The organism is Sinomonas sp. B1-1 (assembly GCF_050474465.1).
GTDB classification, from domain to species: domain Bacteria; phylum Actinomycetota; class Actinomycetes; order Actinomycetales; family Micrococcaceae; genus Sinomonas; species Sinomonas flava.
This window is the reverse complement of sequence record NZ_JBCHVF010000009.1, coordinates 25332-44133: the sequence shown is the minus strand read 5'-3', so window position 1 is coordinate 44133 and position 18802 is coordinate 25332. Positions and strand designations below refer to the sequence as shown.

22 protein-coding genes are annotated in these 18802 nt (G+C 71.2%); 8 read left to right on the top strand and 14 right to left on the bottom strand.

Annotation, left to right across the window (positions count from 1 at the left end; all coding sequences use genetic code 11):
* The first annotated feature begins 110 nt into the window (after positions 1-110).
* Positions 111-242, top strand: coding sequence for a hypothetical protein (locus tag ACQ5BE_RS13200; RefSeq protein ID WP_255405361.1), 132 nt, complete (start codon positions 111-113; stop codon positions 240-242).
* On the opposite strand, the gene ACQ5BE_RS13195 is transcribed toward ACQ5BE_RS13200, so the two are convergent.
* Positions 239-3079: an AMP-binding protein gene (locus ACQ5BE_RS13195; RefSeq protein ID WP_430297433.1), complete on the bottom strand. Its 2841-nt coding sequence runs from the start codon at positions 3077-3079 to the stop codon at positions 239-241. The genes ACQ5BE_RS13200 and ACQ5BE_RS13195 overlap by 4 nt on opposite strands.
* A 102-nt stretch (positions 3080-3181) precedes the next feature.
* Here ACQ5BE_RS13195 and ACQ5BE_RS13190 point away from each other — a divergent pair, with 102 nt between their 5' ends.
* A complete protein-coding gene (locus tag ACQ5BE_RS13190) occupies positions 3182-3760 on the top strand; it encodes an MOSC domain-containing protein (RefSeq protein WP_430297432.1) in 579 nt (192 codons plus the stop codon).
* Positions 3761-3846: 86 nt separating this feature from the next.
* Here the strand turns inward: ACQ5BE_RS13190 and ACQ5BE_RS13185 are convergent, their stop codons facing one another.
* From ACQ5BE_RS13185 to ACQ5BE_RS13145, 9 genes are all read right to left on the bottom strand, one after another.
* Positions 3847-4311: an SRPBCC family protein gene (locus ACQ5BE_RS13185; RefSeq protein ID WP_430297431.1), complete on the bottom strand. Its 465-nt coding sequence runs from the start codon at positions 4309-4311 to the stop codon at positions 3847-3849.
* A gap of 88 nt (positions 4312-4399) precedes the next feature.
* Positions 4400-4552 (bottom strand): hypothetical protein, encoded by a 153-nt coding sequence (locus ACQ5BE_RS13180; RefSeq protein ID WP_344300457.1) that lies wholly within the window; start codon positions 4550-4552, stop codon positions 4400-4402.
* Between the two features lie 51 nt (positions 4553-4603).
* Complete coding sequence (locus ACQ5BE_RS13175) at positions 4604-4939, bottom strand: PRC-barrel domain-containing protein (protein WP_430297430.1); 336 nt, start codon at positions 4937-4939, stop codon at positions 4604-4606.
* A complete protein-coding gene (locus ACQ5BE_RS13170; protein WP_430297429.1) occupies positions 4926-5336 on the bottom strand; it encodes a PRC-barrel domain-containing protein in 411 nt (136 codons plus the stop codon). Before ACQ5BE_RS13170 ends, ACQ5BE_RS13175 begins: the two co-directional genes overlap by 14 nt.
* Positions 5333-6562, bottom strand: a complete 1230-nt coding sequence (locus ACQ5BE_RS13165) for an NRAMP family divalent metal transporter (RefSeq protein ID WP_430297428.1) — start codon at positions 6560-6562, stop codon at positions 5333-5335. The genes ACQ5BE_RS13170 and ACQ5BE_RS13165 overlap by 4 nt, the downstream gene beginning before the upstream one ends.
* A complete protein-coding gene (locus ACQ5BE_RS13160; protein WP_430297427.1) occupies positions 6559-6987 on the bottom strand; it encodes a hypothetical protein in 429 nt (142 codons plus the stop codon). The genes ACQ5BE_RS13165 and ACQ5BE_RS13160 overlap by 4 nt, the downstream gene beginning before the upstream one ends.
* Positions 6988-7048: 61 nt before the next feature.
* On the bottom strand, positions 7049-7462 hold the full coding sequence (locus ACQ5BE_RS13155) for a CBS domain-containing protein (protein WP_208710637.1): 414 nt from the start codon (positions 7460-7462) through the stop codon (positions 7049-7051).
* Positions 7463-7587: 125 nt separating this feature from the next.
* A complete protein-coding gene (locus ACQ5BE_RS13150) occupies positions 7588-9015 on the bottom strand; it encodes a DUF2252 domain-containing protein (protein WP_430297426.1) in 1428 nt (475 codons plus the stop codon).
* A 195-nt stretch (positions 9016-9210) separates the two neighbouring features.
* Entirely contained in the window at positions 9211-10062 is an 852-nt protein-coding gene (locus ACQ5BE_RS13145; protein WP_430297425.1) for a sigma-70 family RNA polymerase sigma factor, read from the bottom strand.
* Between the two features lie 187 nt (positions 10063-10249).
* On the opposite strand from ACQ5BE_RS13145, the gene ACQ5BE_RS13140 reads away from it, so the two are divergent.
* A complete protein-coding gene (locus tag ACQ5BE_RS13140) occupies positions 10250-10903 on the top strand; it encodes a TetR/AcrR family transcriptional regulator (protein ID WP_430297424.1) in 654 nt (217 codons plus the stop codon).
* Between the two features lie 152 nt (positions 10904-11055).
* On the opposite strand, the gene ACQ5BE_RS13135 is transcribed toward ACQ5BE_RS13140, so the two are convergent.
* On the bottom strand, positions 11056-11634 hold the full coding sequence (locus ACQ5BE_RS13135) for a hypothetical protein (protein WP_430297423.1): 579 nt from the start codon (positions 11632-11634) through the stop codon (positions 11056-11058).
* Between the two features lie 191 nt (positions 11635-11825).
* On the opposite strand from ACQ5BE_RS13135, the gene ACQ5BE_RS13130 reads away from it, so the two are divergent.
* From ACQ5BE_RS13130 to ACQ5BE_RS13115, 4 genes are all read left to right on the top strand, one after another.
* The gene (locus ACQ5BE_RS13130) at positions 11826-12011 is read left to right on the top strand and encodes a CsbD family protein (RefSeq protein ID WP_208710678.1); all 186 of its coding nucleotides are present in this window, start codon (positions 11826-11828) and stop codon (positions 12009-12011) included.
* Positions 12012-12057: 46 nt separating this feature from the next.
* A complete protein-coding gene (locus ACQ5BE_RS13125; protein ID WP_208710679.1) occupies positions 12058-12324 on the top strand; it encodes a GlsB/YeaQ/YmgE family stress response membrane protein in 267 nt (88 codons plus the stop codon).
* A gap of 158 nt (positions 12325-12482) precedes the next feature.
* On the top strand, positions 12483-12671 hold the full coding sequence (locus ACQ5BE_RS13120; RefSeq protein ID WP_344301088.1) for a CsbD family protein: 189 nt from the start codon (positions 12483-12485) through the stop codon (positions 12669-12671).
* Between the two features lie 130 nt (positions 12672-12801).
* On the top strand, positions 12802-14112 hold the full coding sequence (locus ACQ5BE_RS13115) for a PLP-dependent aminotransferase family protein (RefSeq protein ID WP_430297422.1): 1311 nt from the start codon (positions 12802-12804) through the stop codon (positions 14110-14112).
* A gap of 76 nt (positions 14113-14188) precedes the next feature.
* Here the strand turns inward: ACQ5BE_RS13115 and ACQ5BE_RS13110 are convergent, their stop codons facing one another.
* Both ACQ5BE_RS13110 and ACQ5BE_RS13105 read right to left on the bottom strand, forming a co-directional pair.
* Positions 14189-15742, bottom strand: a complete 1554-nt coding sequence (locus ACQ5BE_RS13110) for a S8 family serine peptidase (protein WP_430297421.1) — start codon at positions 15740-15742, stop codon at positions 14189-14191.
* A gap of 120 nt (positions 15743-15862) precedes the next feature.
* A complete protein-coding gene (locus tag ACQ5BE_RS13105) occupies positions 15863-16543 on the bottom strand; it encodes an NUDIX hydrolase (protein ID WP_430297420.1) in 681 nt (226 codons plus the stop codon).
* Between the two features lie 45 nt (positions 16544-16588).
* Here ACQ5BE_RS13105 and ACQ5BE_RS13100 point away from each other — a divergent pair, with 45 nt between their 5' ends.
* The gene (locus ACQ5BE_RS13100; RefSeq protein WP_430297419.1) at positions 16589-18127 is read left to right on the top strand and encodes a multicopper oxidase family protein; all 1539 of its coding nucleotides are present in this window, start codon (positions 16589-16591) and stop codon (positions 18125-18127) included.
* 96 nt (positions 18128-18223) lie between these two features.
* Here ACQ5BE_RS13100 and ACQ5BE_RS13095 read toward each other — a convergent pair whose 3' ends face one another.
* The gene (locus tag ACQ5BE_RS13095) at positions 18224-18733 is read right to left on the bottom strand and encodes a DUF3817 domain-containing protein (protein ID WP_430297418.1); all 510 of its coding nucleotides are present in this window, start codon (positions 18731-18733) and stop codon (positions 18224-18226) included.
* Positions 18734-18802 lie beyond the last annotated feature (69 nt).

Sequence of the window (18802 nt, the reverse complement as noted above, 5' to 3'; positions counted from 1 at the left end):
ACGCGCCGTAGCCGACCGCGGCACCCGGGTCTAGGCTGGGAGGAGGACCGGCACCCCATCGCGCGCTGGGCGCGGTCCCGGTCCCGCGGACATGAACGAGGCGATGACCGATGTCAGGATTCGAGCCCGACAACGACGACCGTGTGCACACCGAGGCACCCGCCGAGGGCGATCCCGAGCTCGACGCGACCGAGATCCGGGCCCATTCCGAGGATCCCGCGGAGGGACCTGACGACGACTAGGCACCTTGAGCAGGAACGCCCCGTGATCGGCTGAATGCCCCAGCTGCCCGGGACCGGCGCCACACCCGCTCCACGGCGGCCATCGCCCGCGAGGCGACGGCCCAGTAGGCCGTGCCCGCGACGAGCGAGACGCCGACCGCCGCCCCGGCCAAGGCACTGCCCTCGCCTCCGGCAAGGCCGAGCCGCCCACCCGCCTCGACCACGAGCGGGTACACGAGCCAGTGCGAGAGGTACACGTACAGGGAGGCCGAGGCGAGGACCGCCACGAGCCGATGCAGCCCGCGCGGGACGGGCAGCGTGGGCAGCCAGAGGAGGAGCAGCACCCCGGCCAGGATCGTCGCGTTGCGGTACTCGTTGTGGAAGAAGCCCGGCACGGTGACGAGCGCGAGGAACGTGACCAGCGAACGCTGCCAGAGCGTGCGCGCGGCGGCGGTGACCCAGCCGAGGGCGAAGAGCCACAGGACCGGGCCCTGGTGCGCGACCGGGGGAATGAGGTGGAACCGCTCGGCGAGCGCGATGCCGAACAGCGCGAGGGGGAAGCCGAACGGCCACCGCCGCTGGGCCCTGCCCGCCCAGGGGAACGCGAGGAGTGCCATGACGGCGAGCAGGACGTACACGAGCTCCTCGACGAACCAGAACCGCGAGGTCGTGTTCCACCCCTCGGGGCCGAGCAGCGAGTTGAGCAGCAGGATGTTCTGCACGGTGTAGTCGCCCGTGACGGCGTACGCGAACGCAATGAACGCGACGCTCGGCACCAGGATCCGCGCCAGCGACCGCGCCTGGCTCCGCAGGCGCTCCCGACGGTTGCCCGTGAGCTGGAAGCGGGCGAAGTTGAATCCGGCGAGCGCGAACAGCACATGGGCGGTTCCCGGCCAGATGAACCACTCGATATGCGTCGCGATGATGAAGACGATTGCCAGCGCGCGCAGCACGATCCCGGTCTCCATGGGAGCGACGGCCCGGCTGAGCAGGGGCCGCGCACGACGCCGGCCCGCGCCCGGGTGCCGCACCCCGCCGGGGACCGGGGCGGGGTGGGAGGCGGGGATGTCCGCGTGCAGGGCCCCGTCGGCGGACAGGTCCGGATCCGGGGCGAGGGCGGCGAGCTCGGCGACCGGCATGAGGTGCCATCCGAGGGGCAGGGTCCCGAGTGCGGACTCGAGCCGCACGGACGCGGCAACGTAGGAGAGCGAGTCGCCGCCGAGCGAGACGAACGTGTCCTCCCCGCCCACGTGCTCGATTTCGAGGGCCTCGGCGAAGATGCGCGCGATGTCGGCCGTGCTGGGCCCGGCGGACGGATTCGGGCGGAGGCCGTCCCGCCGCGCGGTCGCCGGCCCGCCGCTTGTGGCGGCGAGGGCGAGGACGCCCCCGTAGTCCACCTTCCCGTTGGGCAGCCGCGGGATGGACTCCACGGGACGCACGACGACGGCGGCCCGCGGGAGCCCGAGCCGCGCCGCGAGGTCCTTGGCGACCAGCTTCGCGTCGGCGACGGGCCCGGGGAAGGCGACCGGCCCGCCGTCGTGCGCCGTCTCCACGGCGAGCACGAGGCGGGTGTCGTCGCCGACGGCGGCCGCGGCCACGCCGTCGTGCGCGAGCATCCGCTCTACCTGTCCCAGGTCCACGCGCAGGCCGGCGATCTTCACGAACCGCGAGCGGCGGCCCACGATCTCGTAGAGGCCGGGGCCGGTGCGGCGGGCGAGGTCCCCGGTGCGCAGCTCGGCGACGGTCCGGCCGTGGGACAGGTCGGCAGGTTCCTCGGCATAGCCGAGCATGACGTTGGGGCCCGAGTAGACGAGCTCGTGCACGGGCTCGCCGTCGGGGCCGTCGAGGCCGTCCACGGGGTCGAGGCGGAACGAGCCGCCCGGAATGGGCACTCCGATCGCGTGGGGGTGCTCGGCAGCGAGGTCGGGCGGGAGGTAGGCCATCCGCGCGGTGGCCTCCGTGGCCCCGTACATGACGAAGAGGTCCCAGCCGCGGCGGCGGCCCTGCGCGGCGTAGCGGCGGACCCGTTCGGGCTCGAGCTTCCCGCCGGCCTGGGTGATGTAGCGAAGGTGCGGGAGGTCCATGTCCGCGAACCCCACTCGGTCGAGGAGGTCGAAAGTGTAGGGCACCGCCGCGAACGAGGTCACGCGCTCCGTCCGGGCCAGGTCCCAGAAGCACGGGTCCACCACGGAGAGGTCGGTCAGGACCACCGCCGCGCCGACCTCGAGGTGGGAGTTGATGACCGAGAGTCCGTAGCAGTAGGACATCGGGAGCGTGGTGGCCGCGCGGTCCGCGTCCCGGAGGTGGAGGTACTGCGCGATGGCGGAGGCGTTGGCCTCGACACCCTCAGAGGAGAGCCGCACGAGCTTGGGCGAGCCCGTCGACCCGGACGTGCTGATCAGGAGGGCCAGGTCCGGGTGGAGCTCGTGTCGGGTGCCGCGGCGGCGCTCGTGGATGGCCGGGGCCGATTCGGCGCCCCCCACGGGTGTGCCGAGGCCGGGAGTGCCGAGGCCCGGCGAGCGCATGACGACGTCGGGGTCGTAGGCGGCGATGATCGCCTCGGCGGCGTCCGGCTTGCCGGTCGGGAGGACGAGCAGGGGGTGCCCGGCCGCGAGTGCCGCAAGGTATGCGGTCAGCGAGGGCAGGTCGTTGGCGGGCTCTAGCGCCACGAGCCGGCGGGTCGGGCCGAGGAGCCGGACCACCTCGTCGACGCGGCGCGCGAGGTCGCGGTAGGTGAGTGTGCTGCTGCCGGCGGCCCCCGGCACGACGACCGCGGGGCGGTCTCCGTGCCGTTCGAGTGCTGCGGCGAAGGACACCCCGGCGAGGTCTGGCTGGGCGGCGGCTGGCTGGGCGGTCATCGCCACCTACCCTAAGAGGTAAGGCTAACCTCATACAAATATCGGCATGTTTATGTTTCGTATTGTGCCGCGGCAGCCCAGACGGGGCGTAGCGTGGGGGGAATGGAGTTCAGGTACGACGTCGAGGTCCTGCACCTGCTCGTCTCCCCCGCCCACGCCTACTTCGGCCGGGCGCGCGACGGCGTAGCGGACGTCCCGTCCGAGGACGCGGCGAGCGTGGAGGTCGTGGCCGGCAAGGGCATCGTGGGCGACCGCTTCTTCGGCAAGGCCGCCCATATGGACGCCGCGGTGACCCTCTTCGCCGTGGAGGCGCTCGAGGCGATCGGGAAGGAGCTGGGCCGAGGGGCGAAGGAGGAGCCCTTCGACCCGCTCTTCACCAGGCGCAACGTCATCCTGCGGGGCGCGCAGCTCAGCCCGCTCGTGGGGCGGGACTTCGTGCTCGAGTCGGGCGGCGGCGTCGTGCGCCTCCACGGCGGGAGGCCGGCGCATCCGTGTGCCTGGATGGACAGGGTACTGGCGCCGGGGGCGCATGCGGCGATGCGGGGGCGAGGTGGAATCCGCTGCCGCCCGCTCACGTCGGGGACGCTCCGCCGGGGGCCGGCCGTGCTCGTCAGCCCCGTGCCGCTGGATCCCGCGAGCGCGGGCGAGCCGGCGGCGCTCCGCCCCTCGCGCCTGCCGTAGGGCGGCGCCTGCCTTGGGGCGCGCCTGCCTTGGGGCGCGCCAGCCTTGGGGCGCGCCAGCGCGGGCGCGCCCAGCAGGGCGGCCCGTCAGCTCCGCTCGGAGACGCGCTGGGCCAGCCGTGCGAGGCCCTTCTCGAAGTCCCTGCCGACCATCTTGTCCATGTCCACGAACCTCGAGAACAGCGCGGCGACGCCCTTGTTCTCGCCCTTCATCGACCAGGTGACGCGGGTGCCGCCGCGGTCGGGCTCGAAGGTGAAGCCCGTCGGGTTCACGGCCCTGAAGGGCTTGACGAACACCAGCCGGATCCGGATGCTGGCGGGCGCGTGGGAGGCGAGGATCTGCATGCTCCCGGCACCGGCCTTGCGGTTGCCCTTCCAGGAGTAGGCCGCCCCCACGCCGGATTCGGGCCCCGAGTACGTGCGCTGGAGCGCGGGGTCGAGGCCCTCCCACGGCGACCAGGAAGCCCATTCGCGGAAGCTGTTCACGAGGGGGAAGACGGCCTCCGGCGGCGCTGGAATGAAGGCACTCCGCGTGATCGTAAACTCAGCCATGGCCCCATGCTAGGCGCGCGCATGCCCGCCTCGGCAGAGGCGGGCATGGGTGCCGGGGCGCGCCGGCGGGGAAAAGGGTGTGCCGCGGTCAGGTCCGGGCGCGTCCGAGGACCCAGCCGATGAGGGCGAGGACCAGGAGGATGATGCCGACCCAGAGGAGGAAGCTCAGGGCCTGGTTGAACCCTCCGACGAGCAGCAGGATGATCGCGATGACGCCGGCGATGATGAGCAGTGTGTTCATGGTCACATTTCTTCCCGGATGCGGACGAATGAAACACGATGTGCTATGGAGCTAGCCGCGCAGACTGGGTTCGTAGGCCGTGTAGCCCTTCCTGAGCCGCACCGACTCGGGGCCGAGGCTCGCGAGGTCGTCCCACAGGACGAGGAACGAGCCGCGGTGCCGCCAGCTGAGGATCTGCGCGATGGGCCATGGCTGGTCGATGCCCTGGCGCTCGTAGCCCAGGAACGAGCTCGCCGTCCGCGGGCTGACGAGGACACCGACCAGCCGGGGCGCCGCGAGTTGGGCGTCAGGCCCGCCCTCCAGCACGAAGCGCAGGTCGGACACGACGCCGAGCCGCTTCCCCTCCGCATCCAGCGCCGCCGCCCCGAGCACGTCACTGAGGATCATGCCGGCCTCCAGGGATCCGCGCGATGATGTGGTCCCGCACCCACCGCTCCGTCCAGGAGGCGTCGAGCGACTCGGCTCGGACGCCGAGGCTGAGGACGGTCCCGACCTTGGACACTGCCGACCAGGGCACGCGCAGCAGCCGGCTTGCCGGCGCGCGCCCGCCGAAGATCCGCGTGGCGAGGACGGGGCCGGTGACGAGGGCGGCGATCCGCGGGGCCGGGGCGCCCGGTTCGATCGGCTGGTCTGGGTCGTGGCCGTCGAGCTCGAGGTCGTCCACGGTCGTGACGGGGACGCCGTCGGCATCGAGCACCTGTCGGTCGAGGAGGTGCAGCTGCGCGTCGAGGACTCGGCCTGCGAAGCGGGGTGCCTTCTCGAGGCGGTCTGGGGTGGTGGTCACTGTCCGGCTCCCGTGATGATCATGAGGGGGATCGCCGCGACGGAGGCGACGAGGATGATGACGAGGAAGACCGCGGCGACGACGTTCACGGCCCGCCCGTTGACCCGCTCTCCCATGTAGCCGGGGTCGTTGGCGACGATCAGGATCGGCAGGTAGGTCAGCGGCAGCGCGATCGCCGAGAAGACCACCGAGTACTCGGTCACGAGCACGGGGTCGACCCCTGTCGCGAGGACCGCCCCGGCGACCACGAGGCACACGATCATCGCCAGGTGGAAGCGCGCCGCCTCGGCGGGCCGGCGGAACTTGCCCCACGACCAGCCGAAGTACTGGGCCAGGGTGTACCCGCTCGAGAGGGTGGTCTCGAGCGCCGCCCCGAACGTCGCCGCGACGATGCCGACGATGAGGACGGCCAGCGCGATCTGGCCGCCCCCCTGCGCGACGGGGAGGGCCACCTGGGAGAGCGAGACGACCTCGATCCCGGCTGGCAGGAGCACGACGGCGGCGCATACGGCGATCGTGAGCGAGAGGAACCCCCCGAGGGGGAAGCCGATGAAGACGTTGATGCGGGACTGCGCGATGTCCTTGGGCCCCCAGCGTTCCTCGACTGCGCCCGAGGAGAAGAAGAACACCTCGTACGGGGTCATGGCCGCGCCGAACAGGGCGATGGCGTAGTACCAGTAGGTTCCGGCCGACTCGCCGGAGGGGACGGCTGGTGTGAGCGCATCCTTGAGGAGATCGCCCCACTGCGGGCCCAGAAGCGCGAGGGCCACGGCGAAGACCACGAGGCACAGGCCCAGGAGCCCGGTCACGTTCTCCATGATCGAGAACCGCACCCGCCAGATCACGAGCCACACGGCGACGATCGCGAGCGGGATCCACAGTTCGTACTGGACCCCCATCGCGAGCTGGAGCGCGAGGGCGATGCCGCCGACCTCCGCCGTCACCGTCATGAGGTTGATGAGGAACGACGCCGCGAGGTTGGCGAGCCCCGCCCGGGCGCCGAGCCGCTCGCGGATCACCTCGAAGGTAGCGCGCCCGGACACGGCGGCCACGCGCCCGGACATGTTCGCGAAGAGGCAGATCCCCACGACGCCGACCACCACGACCCACGCGAGCGAGACCCCGAACCGGGAGCCCACGACGGCGTTCGTGACGAGGTCGCCGATGTCGACGAACCCGCCGATCGCCGTCAGGATGCCGAGCGCGACGCCGAGGAGCCGCTTCACGGGACGTTCGCCCCAATCCCCCCGGCCGCGTCCTGGATGCCCGCCTCCGCGCCCCGCACCTCGGCGAGGAGGTCCGCGGCGGGTGAGGCAGCGCCGTCGTGCGCGAGGCCGTCCCGCACGTGGGCGAGCGTGCCGGCGAGCCGGTCGACGGCGGATGCTGCGGCATCGCGCTGCCCGGCCTGCTCGGGAGTGCGCGCCTCGAGGGCCCTGACGTCCTTGAGGGCGGACTCGGCCTCGCGGACCATGTCGCCGACCACCGTCTCGGCGGCGGCGTGGGTGGTGCGGCCATCGATCATCAGGGTGAGCGCGAGGGCTGCGGAGTGCGCGGCACTCGACGCCGTGGTGAGCGGCTGCTTGAGGGACTCGGCAGACGGCGCGGCGCCGCAGCCGCCCAGCCCCGCCACGATGGTGGCTGACAGGGCCACTGCAGCGCCACGCTCCCGCCACGCGCCAGGCCGCCTCGCGCGGCCCGGGCGCCGGGCGGGGTCAGGCGGAGATGCCTTCGACCAGTTCGCCAACCCTCTCCTCGGCGTAGTGGCGGGCGATGTCCGCCTGGCAGATGATGCCGACAAGCCTGTGGTCGTGGATGACCGGCAGGCGTCGGACCTGGTGTTCACTCATGACGGCGATCGCGTCCTCGATCGTCGCCTCCGAGTCGACCCAGTACAGCCGCCCCTGCGCGAGGTCGCCGGCGAGGACGATGTCCGGGTCACCGCCCTCCGCGAGGCACCTGACCACGATGTCGCGGTCGGTGAGCATCCCGATGATCTTGCGGTTCTCGCCGCAGATGGGCAGGGAGCCGACGTCGAGGCTGCGCATCCGCTCGGCAGCGAGGCGCAGGGTGTCCTTCTCACCGATGCATTCGGCGTTCGGGGTCATGAGGTCCTTGACCATGGGCATGGCATCCTCCCTCTCGTCCCGGCGCGCCGGCACGGCCCCGTGTGACCGACCTGACGAGCGCGCCGTTCACTCCCTTCCACCGTGCTACCCGGTCAGGGAGAGGTCAAGCGCACGACGGCGGCAGGTTAGTCGCCGCGGTCGCCCTGCCGCTCCGCGGCCACGCGGCCGGACTTCACGGCCTTGGCGAGCGCCGCGAGGTCCGCCTCGGTCTGGTCGGCATACGCGCGCGCCCAGCGGGCGATCGCAGCGTCCGCCGCAGGCGACCGGCCGAGGTAGCCGGCGATCGCGCCGCTCCCGGGGCTCTGCGTGTGGGCGCGGGCCAGGAGCCGTCCGCACAGCTTCGCGTACCGGAGCGCATGGTCCGAGCTCAGGCGCGTGAGGTTGACCGTGCCCTTCATGTCCCGGAACTGGCGGAGGTAGTAGTCCCGGGGCGCGTCGCCCTGGCTGCGCGTGTCCCGGATCCACCCCAGGAACGTGTCCGACTGGGCCTGCAGGACCCTCTGTGACCCGACCACCCGGTAGCCCTGGCCGTGGAAGGCCAGATCGGCGGCGACGAAGCCGGGCGGCACGGTGAGCCCGCCGTGCGTCTGCAGCACCGAGGGCCGCGCCTCCTTGGCCTGCAGCACGAACGGGTCTCCCGTCGGGCCCTCGAGGAGGACGATCCAGGACCTCAGGCCGATGCTGCCGACGCCGACGACGCGCAGCGCGTAGTCCGCGAGCCGGTACTGGCTCAGCAGGAGGGATGCGTCCGGACGCAGCGTGCGGCGGTAGGACGCATAGAGCTCCTCGAGGTAGTCGATCGCGAGCACGTCCGGGTGCCGCATGATCGGCGGCTGGTCGACGATCCGCAGGGAGCCGTCCTCGGTGCGGGTCCCGATCTGGGACAGCACCTGCTCCGAATCCCTGCGCCGCGCCTTCCGGGCATCGCCGCTGAGGAACCCCGAGCGGCGCGCCGAGGCGAGCAGGTCCGTCTCGACCTGGAAGTAGAACCGCTCCACGGCGGTCTTCCGGTGCAGCTCCCGGATGGTCTCCCGGTACTCCCGGGCTGCCCCCTCCGCGGCCTCGCGGCACCGCGCCTCTGAGTACCCATTCGTGCGGCCCATGACCCATGCGCTCGCCGCAAGCCGCTTCAGTTCCCATTCCCACGGCGCGGGGAACGCCTCGTCGAAGTCGTTCAGGTCGAACAGGAGGCGCCTCTCAGGGCTCGCGAAGAAGCCGAAGTTGGCAAGGTGCGCATCGCCGCACGCGAGGACCCGCGGGCCCGAGACGGGGGCACCCGCGAGGTCTGCTGCCATGATTGCGGCGGCGCCGCGGAGGAAGGCGAAGGGGCTCTCGAGCATCCGCCCCACCCTCAGCGGCACGAGGTCCTCGAGGCGGCCTTCGTGCTGTCCGGACAGGATCGCGACGGCGTCCCGGCCCGATGCCCGGTACGTGCCCTGGTCCCTGCGCGGCACGGCCTCGCGCAGGGCCCGTCCCGCCTTTGCCTGTTCGGCGCGGGTCTGTTCGGCGTGCGTCTGTTCGGCGCGGGTCTGTTCGGCGTGCGTCACTGCCACACGGCCAGACTAGGCCGCGCCGCGGGCGGGCGGAACGGCCGGAGAACCCGGTCGGATGCCTCAGTGTGCCGTGGCGTAGAGCCAGAGAAGGTGCCGCCCCGCTGGTCCAGGGCCCGGCGCCTCCCGTGGCACTGGACCTCCCGCGGCGCTGAGCCGGGTGAGGACGTCCGTCGTGAGGGTGTGGGTGTTGCGGGTTCAGGCGGCGATCTTGCGGCGCATGCGGTCCAGGAGGCGGCGCAGCAGGCGCGAGACCTGCATCTGGCTCACCCCGAGCTCGGCAGCGATCTCGCTCTGGCTCATCTCCTGCACAAAACGCATCCGGATCAGCCGCATGTCCTCCTCACTCGCCCCCTCCAGCGCCGCAGCGAGCATCTGACGCTCCTCCACCCGCTCGAACCCCGGATCCGTGAACGAGACAACACACGAGGACGCACCCCCCGCCTCCGGCTCCGACACCCCGTCCAGAGGCTCGATCGCCACCCCGACCATCGCCGAGTCCGCCCCCCGGGCCTCGGCCACCTTCCCCGCCGCAGCACCCGTGGCCTCGCTCAGCTCCGCCGTGGTCGGCTCACGCCCCAGATCCTGCTCCAGCCGCTCCCGCGCAGCCCGCACCCCCAGACGCAGCTCCTGCACCGACCGCGGCGGACGCACCACCCACGACTGATCCCGCAGATGACGCTTGATCGTGCCCGTGATCGTGGGCACCGCGAACGGCACGAACCCATGCCCGGACCCCTCCCGGTACCGCTGCGCCGCCATCACCAGCCCCAGCCGCGCCACCTGGCGCAGGTCCTCCGGATCATGCCCCGGCACCCGATACCGGCGCGCCAGCGCATCCGCCACCCCCAGATGCTCCGCCACCAGAACCGCGGCCTCCGCACCCAGCGGCCCCCGCACCGCCTCCCGCGGCCCCTCCTGGGCCCCCTGCCCCTCCTGGGCCTCCTGGCCCTCCTGGCCCTCCTGCGGGGCCTCCACAGCCGCGGCCCCGCGCAGGGCATCCCCGCGCCCGCCGGCCAACACCTTCAGACGAGCCTTCGACTCACTCACAGCGCCATCCTCCTTGCCGCCGCACACGCGGCGTCCCGGTCCTTCCGGCCGGCCCGGCCCCCTGCCCGTTCCCGGGCCCCGGGGCTCCTGGCCGGTTCTGTCCAGTTCCGTCCAAACGAGACAGACCTGTCTGTCCCGCTAGGAAGAGTTATACAAGTAGACAGACCTGTCTGTCTAGAGTGCTACTATGGATCGCATGGACGGTCGAGATCACGGCCGGGCACAAGTGGCTCAGCGCCCCGCGGCTCGCGAACGGATCTTGGAGACGTCCTACGAGCTCTTCGCCAGGCGGGGCGTGAGGGACGTGGGTGTCGACGAGATCATCGCGCGCTCGGGTGTGGCGAAAGCCACTTTCTACCGGCATTTTCCATCGAAAGAAGCCTTGGTCCTCGCCTACATGGACCGTTGGTACCGAACCCGACACGATGCGATCGAAGACGCGATCGCACGGAGTCACACCCCTGATGACGCGCTGCTCGCCGCCTTCACGGTCCTCGACGACTGGTTCAGACGTGGGACTGCCGAGGTGAGCACCTTCCTGCACGTCATGATCGAGATGGGACCCGAGCACCCGCTGGGCCGCGCCGCGATGGGCCACCTCGCAGCGATCCGCAGGCGGCTCGCCGCCCTCGCGGAGGCCGCCGGGCTCGACGACCCTGAGGGATTCGCCTGGTCGTTCCACATCCTGACCAAGGGCGCGATGGTCGCTGCCATCGAAGGCGACCGGCAGGCAGCGACCCGGGCACGAGGACTCGCGCGGATCCTCATCGATCTCCATCGGCCCGACTGGGCCGAACGGGCCTCTCGGGGCCAGGCGCAGATGCACGACGTCGGGCGGTAGCTGGGGGCTCCACCGGCGTCGTGCTTCTCTGGCCGAATAGGTCCAGTAGGGGTCCGCGCCAGAAACAGAGGAAGGGGCTGGGACCGGTTCGCCGGTCCCAGCCCCTTCCCTCGCCCTTGGGCAATTCCCGCTCAGGAGCCTGGAGAAGCGCCTCAGGGCTTCTCGCCGTCGGGATGCAGCGGATCCTTCGAGTCGGGCGGGAGCGCCACCGGGGCATAGGGGTCCTCGGGCGCGCCCGGCTGGGGCGAGTCAGGGTCCCGCGGCGGCCCGTCGGGCGCGTCGGGCTCCCCGCTGCCCGGAACAACAGGACGTTCGATCGGGTCGCGGTCCGGATCGCCCCTCTCCGGCCCGGGGCCCCTGTCGCCTGGCCGATCGGCCGGCGGCGCGCTCAGCCGGCCCGATCCAGTCTGCGTGTCGAACGGGTCGAGGCCAGGCTCGCGGCCCGGGGGCTGTGGAGCGCCTGGCGGCTGCCCCGGCACGGGACCCCCGGGTGAGGGCTGGCCCGGCTGCGGCATGGGCTCGGCGTCCGGGTCGATGGGCGGGAAGGTGCTCGGCCCCGGCTCAGGACCCCCAGGCTCGGGCCCGGGCTCGGGAGGCTGGCTGGGCGGCTGCGGCTCCGGCGGAATGGAGGCCGAGTTCCCGGCCGCCGCCGTGCTGACCGTGACCGTGCTGTCGGCCTCGGGGCTGACTGAGACGGCAGCTGCCGTCGTATCCATCGTGAGAGGCTTCATGCCTCCTTCTTTCCCCGTGGGGGATCCACCACACACTGGGCCGCCATCATGCAGCTCATCCTGCAACAACGTTTGTTTGGCTCAGCCAGCGTTCGGGAAACACAGGTCTGAGCGCCGGGGTGCTCCAGAAACCTCGGGCTGCACAACCCAAAGAGGGGCAGATTGCCCCTCGCTCAGGGAGGAGAACGGCTATGGGTCTGGGAGACAAGTTCGAGAACAAGGCCGAAGAGCTCAAGGGCAAGGCCAAGGAAGGCGTCGGCGACGCCACCGACAACAGGGATCTTGAGGCCGAGGGCAAGGCTGACCAGGGCAAGGCCGGGGTCAAGCAGGCCGGCGAGCACATCAAGGATGCTGCAAAAGACGTGACTGGCCACTGATCTGTCGCTTCACTGACGTCAGGACCTCACGACAAGGAGCAACACTATGGGCATTCTCGCATTCCTCATCCTCGGGCTGATCGCCGGAGCCATCGCGAAGGCCATCATGCCGGGCCGGCAGGGCGGCGGCATCCTCATTACGATGCTTCTCGGCGTCGTCGGCGCCATCTTGGGCGGCTGGATCGGAAGCGCGGTCTTCGGGATCGGCCTCCAGGAGTTCTGGAGCATCCAGACGTGGCTGGTGGCGATCGTCGGCTCGATCATCGTCCTGGCGATCTACGGGATGGTCACGCGTCGTCGTCATCACGCCTGACCCAAACAAGACCGCGACTGGCCTGATCGCCGCTGGGCTCGATCAGGAAAGCGCGAATGACTACGGCGGCGCACCCTCCCCCCGGGTGTGCCGCCGTTGTCGTAACGCCGTTGTCAAACGGTGAGCGAGAAGCTCGAATGAGAGGGAAAGGAGAAGCCATGGGCCTCGGAGACAAGATCCAGAACAAGGCCACCGAAGTCACCGGCAGGGTCAAGGAGAACGTCGGCAGGACAACCGACAACCCGGACCTGGAAGCCGAGGGACAGGCGGAACAGGCCAAGGCCGGGCTCAAGCAGGCCGGCGAGCACATCAAGGACGCTGCGCGCGACATCACCGGACGCCACTGACGCTGACGCCAGCCATCCACCGCGGCGACGCCCCCACGCTCGGGTGCGTCGCCGCCGTCGTGCGCGCCCGGGAAGCTCACCTAGACAACAGAGGGTGCATATCTGGCAACATGCGGGCTAGGATGTGTGCGTGACTTCACAGGACATCGCCGCCTCGCGGCCTGCGGAGCTCGGGGACGAGCTGACCGCCGAGACCCAGACAGCCCTTGAACGTGCGCAGGCGAGCCACCGCCACGAGGCCCTCTTCTCCGAGCGCGCCTACAACATCAAGCAGTCGGCCGTGCGGGACGTCTTCGACATCTCGATCCAGCCCGGGCTCGTCTCGCTGGCCGGCGGTTCCCCGAGCCTGTCGAAGCTGCCGCTCGAGCTTGTCGCGGAAACCGCCTCGCGGGTCATCGTCGAGCACGGCATGGAGGCGCTGCACTACGGCGGCGGAAAGGGGACCTTGGCGCTGCGCGAGCTCATCTGCGAGATCATGGCCGAGGAAGGGATCGTGGGCGCTTCGGCGGAGGACGTCGTCGTGACCACCGGATCCCAGTCCGCGCAGGACATCGCGGCGAAGGTCTTCTGCAACCCGGGCGACGTGGTGCTCGTCGAGGACCCCACCTATGTCGGCGCGCTCAACACGTTCGAGGCCTACCAGGTGCAGGTCGAGTCGGTCTTCATGGACGACGACGGGCTCATCCCCGCGCACCTCGAATCGCGCATCGCAGAGCTCGAGGCGGAGGGCAAGCGCATCAAGCTCCTCTACACGATCCCGAGCTTCAACAACCCGTCCGGGATCACGCTTGCGGCGGAGCGGCGGCAGCGGATCGTGGACATCTGCAGCGCGCACAACATCCTGGTCCTCGAGGACAACCCCTACGGCATGCTGCGCTTCGACGGGCACCCGCTCCCGCCGCTGCGCGCCGACAACCCGGACGACGTCATCTACTGCGGCTCGTTCTCGAAGATCTTCTCCCCCGGGGTGCGGCTCGGCTGGGCGCTCGTGCCCAGGCACCTGTACCGCCGCTTCTACCTCGCCGCCGAGGCCGTGGTCCTGTGCCCGTCCACGCTCAACCAGCTCATCGTGACCGAGTTCTTCAGGACCTTCGACTGGCGCGGCTACCTCGCCGAATCCCGGGCCACCTACGCCGAGCGGTGCTCGGCCATGCTCGAAGCGCTCGCCGAGCACTTCCCGCCTGAGGCGACGTGGACGACGCCGGACGGCGGCTTCTTCGTGTGGGTCACCCTGCCCGAGGGGATCGACACGTACCCGCTGCTGTACAAGGCGATCGAGGCTGGGGTCGTGTTCATCCCGGGCGCCGCGTTCACCCCGTCGGACGGCACCAGCAGCAAGCTCCGACTGGCCTTCTCCGGGGTCACGCCGGAGCAGATCCGCGAGGGAGTGCGCCGGCTGGCGCCGGTGGTCCGGGGAGCGCTCGAGGCCCACCGCGGCTGACCCGCCCCATCGACTGCTCCGTAAGTGTCGTTCCGAGCCCCCAAAAGGACACTTACGGAGCAGTCGTTTGGTGGGGCTAGCCGCCGATCGCGGCCAAGGCGTTGACGCGGCCCTTGCCGGCGAACGAGTTGTAGCCCGCGCCGCCCGTGCAGGTCTGGGGCGCGCCGTTGTCGACCGACGGGTTGGCTGCATATACCGACATGTCCGTCGGGCAGGGCACAGCGTCGGCGGTGCCGCCGATACGGGCCGCGACGGCACCTGGGCTCGTCACGCCGGAGCTGACCACGAGGGCCGCGACGCCTGCCACGTGGGGCGACGCCATCGAGGTGCCCTGGAGGTAGCAGTAGGTGGCGCCCGAGGCGTCGACGACCTTGTTGGTCCCGCACCCACCGGCGAGGGCTGCGGGGTACGTCGACAGGACACGGCCGTTGACGACCCCGGCGGCAACATTCTTGCGGTCACCACCCGGGGCCATGACGTCGGCCACGCCCGAGCCGTAGTTCGAGTAGTACGACTTGAAGCCCTTGCTTCCGTCCGCGGTCACGCCGATCACACCGGCGACCTCCGTGGGCACCACGGCGCAGGCGTTCGTGACGTCCCGCGTGACCGGCGTGGTGTCATCAGGGCTCTGCACGTCCTGCGTCGGGTGGGCCAGGTCATCGGAGAAGTTGCCCAGAGCCGCCACGACGGTCGTCCCCTTGGACTGCGCATACTTGATGGCCCGCCGCTCGGCCTCCCAAATGGCCTTCTGCTGGGGGTCGTTCTTGCAGTTGAAGTACCACGGATCGGCGAAGTAGCTGTTGTTCGTCACCTGGATGCCGTGCTCGGCGGCCCACATGAAGGAACACACCACGGCCTCGGGGAAGAAGAGGCCGTCCGCGTTCCCGGCCTTGATCCCGGCAAGCTTCACGTTCGGGGCCACACCCACGATGCCCACGCCGTTCTTCGCGGCCGCGATCGTGCCGGCCGTGTGGGTGCCATGCCCGTTGTCATCCATCCAGGCGGACGGGGTCTGGTTGGGGACACCGCCGACGCACGAGGCACTCTTGGAGAAGTCGACGTTCGGCGCGAGGTCCGGGTGCGTGTAGTCGAGGCCCGTGTCGATGTCACCGACCACCACCGACGTGCTGCCGCCGCTGATCGACCGGGCCTCGGGTGCATGGATCTGGTCCATGTCCCACTGGAGCCCGGAGAGGCTGTCTGCTCCGGGTGCCGGCGTCGGCGGCAGGATGGGATCGGCGGCTGCCGCGGAGTCGGCGTCGCCCTTGAGCGCCACGCCGAACGACGCCGTCGACGACGACGCGTCGACGCTCGGATCCGCAGCGCGGAGCTTGGCCGAGAAGTCCGACGCCGCCGAGCTCACCACAGCGACGCCGATGGCACTGTAGTCCTGCACGAGCGTTCCCCCGGCCTTGGCGATGGCGTCAAGGGACTTGCCGGCAGCCTTGCCGCCGGACTTGTAGAGCACAAGGTAGTTCTGGCTCCCGGCCTGGGCTGCACTGGGCAGAGCGGTCGGCGACGTCGCCGCCGTCGTGCCCGAAGGTGCTGCGATGGCTGGGAGGGTGCCGGCGAGCGCGATGCCCGCAGCCAGGCCCGCACACAGCGCGGACCTGCGGATGGATCGGTGCATGATCTGCCTTTCGTCCCGCCGGAAGCGCGGGTGCGCGACGCTTCCGGCCCTACCTCCGCCCCAGTGGCGCCGGGGCACGAAACGAGACTAGTGGCGCAGGTCATACTTGAAAAGAGTCATTCACACTTTACTGCGTTCGTAACGCCAGGGCAGGGCGTCGATCCACAGCCGGTGCCGGGCGTCCCCGACCGCCGAGGCGTCGTCGTACTGGGCGTCGCCGGACCACATGACCGCGCGCACGCCATCGTCCCCGCGCAGGGGATGGCTGAAGTACCGTTCGAAGCCGTCGCCGCCGGCCCGCGCCAGCGCCTCGTCGACGCCTCGAGCCCCGAGGAGCCTGTGCAGCGTCAGCCAGGTGGGCGGGACGAGCACGACGCCGCCGGCGCCGTGCCGCTCGAGCGCCGCCTCCGGCGTCATCCACTCGGACCCCACGTGCTCGCCGGGGTTGAGCACCACGTCCCCACCCGGATGGCCCGCGAGGAAGAACCAGGTCCGAAGCCGCTTCGGCGCGCCGATCGGCGGAATCCAGTGGGAGAGCGGGACGAGCCCGGCCGGCTCGAGCACGAGCCCCGTCTCCTCGAGCGTCTCGCGCACGGCAGCCCGGCGCAGCCCGGCGTCGCCGTCGCCGTCCTCGGGGTCCACCTTCCCGCCCGGGAAGACCCAGGCGCCCGCGAACGAGCCGGAATGGGGCCGCTCGAGGAGCAGGACCTCGACTCCCGCCGCGCCCTCGCGAAGCACGACGACGGTCGCGGCCTCCCCGACGATGGGCGACTCGGGGGTCTCGTCCACATCAGATGCCATAAGCCCCAATGTAGCCGTCCCCCCGCGCGGCCTACCCTAGAAGGCGTGCCCCTTTCCCGCCGCCACTTCCTGCGCGCCTCCGCGGCCGCCGTCGTGCTCGCTCCCCTCGCCCCGTCCCTGGCCGCCTGCGCCGCCCCAGAGGACGTCCCGAAGGTCGAGTTCGGCGCGAAGCTGCCGATCCCGCCGCTCGACGCCGGCACGCTCGACTCCGCGGGCGGGTCCCCCGTGAGGACGTTCCATCTGGCGCCACAGGCGGGCACCCACGAGTTCGTCGCCGGCAAGGCGGCCGACACCATGGGCTACAACGGCGCCTACCTCGGCCCCACGCTGCGGGCGTCACGGGGCGAGAAGGTCCGCGTCGTCGTCGAGAACCGGCTCACCGAGGAGACCACGGTCCACTTCCACGGCGTCCAGCTGCCGGCCGCGGCCGACGGCGGACCGCACGCCATGATCGCCGCGGGAGCCACGGCGTCCCCTGAGTGGACGTTCGACCAGCCCGCCGCGACGCTCTGGTACCACCCCCACCCGCACGGGAACACCGAGAAGCAGGTGGGCCTCGGGCTCGCGGGGCTCTTCCTCGTCGACGAGGCGGCGCCGCCCACGTGGGGCGCAGCCGGCCTCCCCCACGAATATGGGGTGGACGACATCCCGCTCATCGTCCAGGACCGCCGCCTCGACTCGAGCGGCAGGATCACCTTCGACTCGTCCGGCAACTCGATCGGCACCCTGGGCAACTCGATCGCCGCCAACGGGGTCCTCGGCGCCGTCCTGCCTGTCGCCACCCAGCGCGTGCGGCTTCGCATCCTCAACGCGAGCGCGGGCCGCTGGTTCCGGTTCGGCTTCGCCGACCACCGCCGGTTCCACATGGTCGCGTCCGACGGCGGCCTGCTCGCCACGCCGCTCGAGCTCGACGCCGTGCAGCTCTCCCCTGCGGAACGGGCCGAGATCGTCGTCGAGATGGCGCCCGGCGAGTCGGTTATGCTGAAGTCGTTCGCGCCGGAGCTGGGGCGGGTGAACCCCGCGGACGCGTTCGGCGGCGGGCGCGAGTTCGACGTCGTGCGCCTGGACGCCGCGGCAACCCTGACGCCGTCGGCCGCGCTGCCCGCGACGCTCGCCGAGCTGGCCGCGGCGCCGGACACCCGCGTCGCGACGTCCCGGTCCTTCACGTTCAGCGGCCGGCAGATCAACGGCAAGACCATGGACATGAACCGGATCGACTTCACCGCCGCGCCCGGCGGCGCCGAGGTCTGGTACGTGGACAACGTCAACGCGTTCCAGCACAACCTGCACATCCACGGGGTGCAGTTCCGGCTGCTGGACATCGACGGCGCGGCGCCGCCGCCCGAGCGCGCGGGCTGGAAGGACACCATCCCGCTGATGCCGCGCGAGCGGAACCGGCTCGCGTTCCGCATGCCGAAATACGCCGACGCCCAGCACCCCTACATGTTCCACTGCCACCTGCTCACGCACGAGGACCAGGGGATGATGGGGCAGTTCGTCGTGGCCGACGGGAGCTCTCCCGCTGCGGCAGCGGGTGCAGCTGGGTCAGCAGGCGCTGGGACGGGCTCCCAGCACGCCCACTAGGTCCACGCTGTCACAATCTGCACAACTCAGGGCGCCACGGGGCCGTTTCGGGCCGAATGAGCCTCCGAATGATGCAGATCTGCACGCCCGGACCCGTCACCGGCCCCACTGGGTGGGCGGGCCGAGGAACAGCAGCACCGCCACGATCGCCGCGACCGCCACAGCCAGCCCTGCCGCGAGCGCGACCGGGTGGGCCAGCAGGGCACGCAGGACGCCGCTGGCCCACGAGCTGTCGCGGGGGTCGTCCGTGCGCTCGCGGCGCCACCCGCCCTCGAGGTGGCCGCGGCGCTCGAGCCAGCGGTCGAACGGGTACGTCGCATACGGCACCACCGCGGTCGCGACCGCGCCGGCGATCCGGCCCAGAGGCCAGTGCTGGTTCACCCCGACGAGGGCCGCCGTCACCGCATAGGAGACGAAGACAACCCCGTGGACCATCCCTGCGACCTGGACCGGCCAGTCCCCCGCCTTCAGCGCGTACTTCAGGACCATGCCGAGGATGAGCAGGGTCCAGGTCGCCATCTCGGCGAGGGCCAGGGTGCGGTAGAGGGATCGGGGCGTGGCGGCGATGCCGGCGCCGGTGGCCGGTTCCGTGTTCAGGGAAGTCACCCTTCCATCCTCGCAGGCGACTCACGACGCCGGCCTCCACCTTTCGGCTGATCCTCGCCGGCCGCGGGC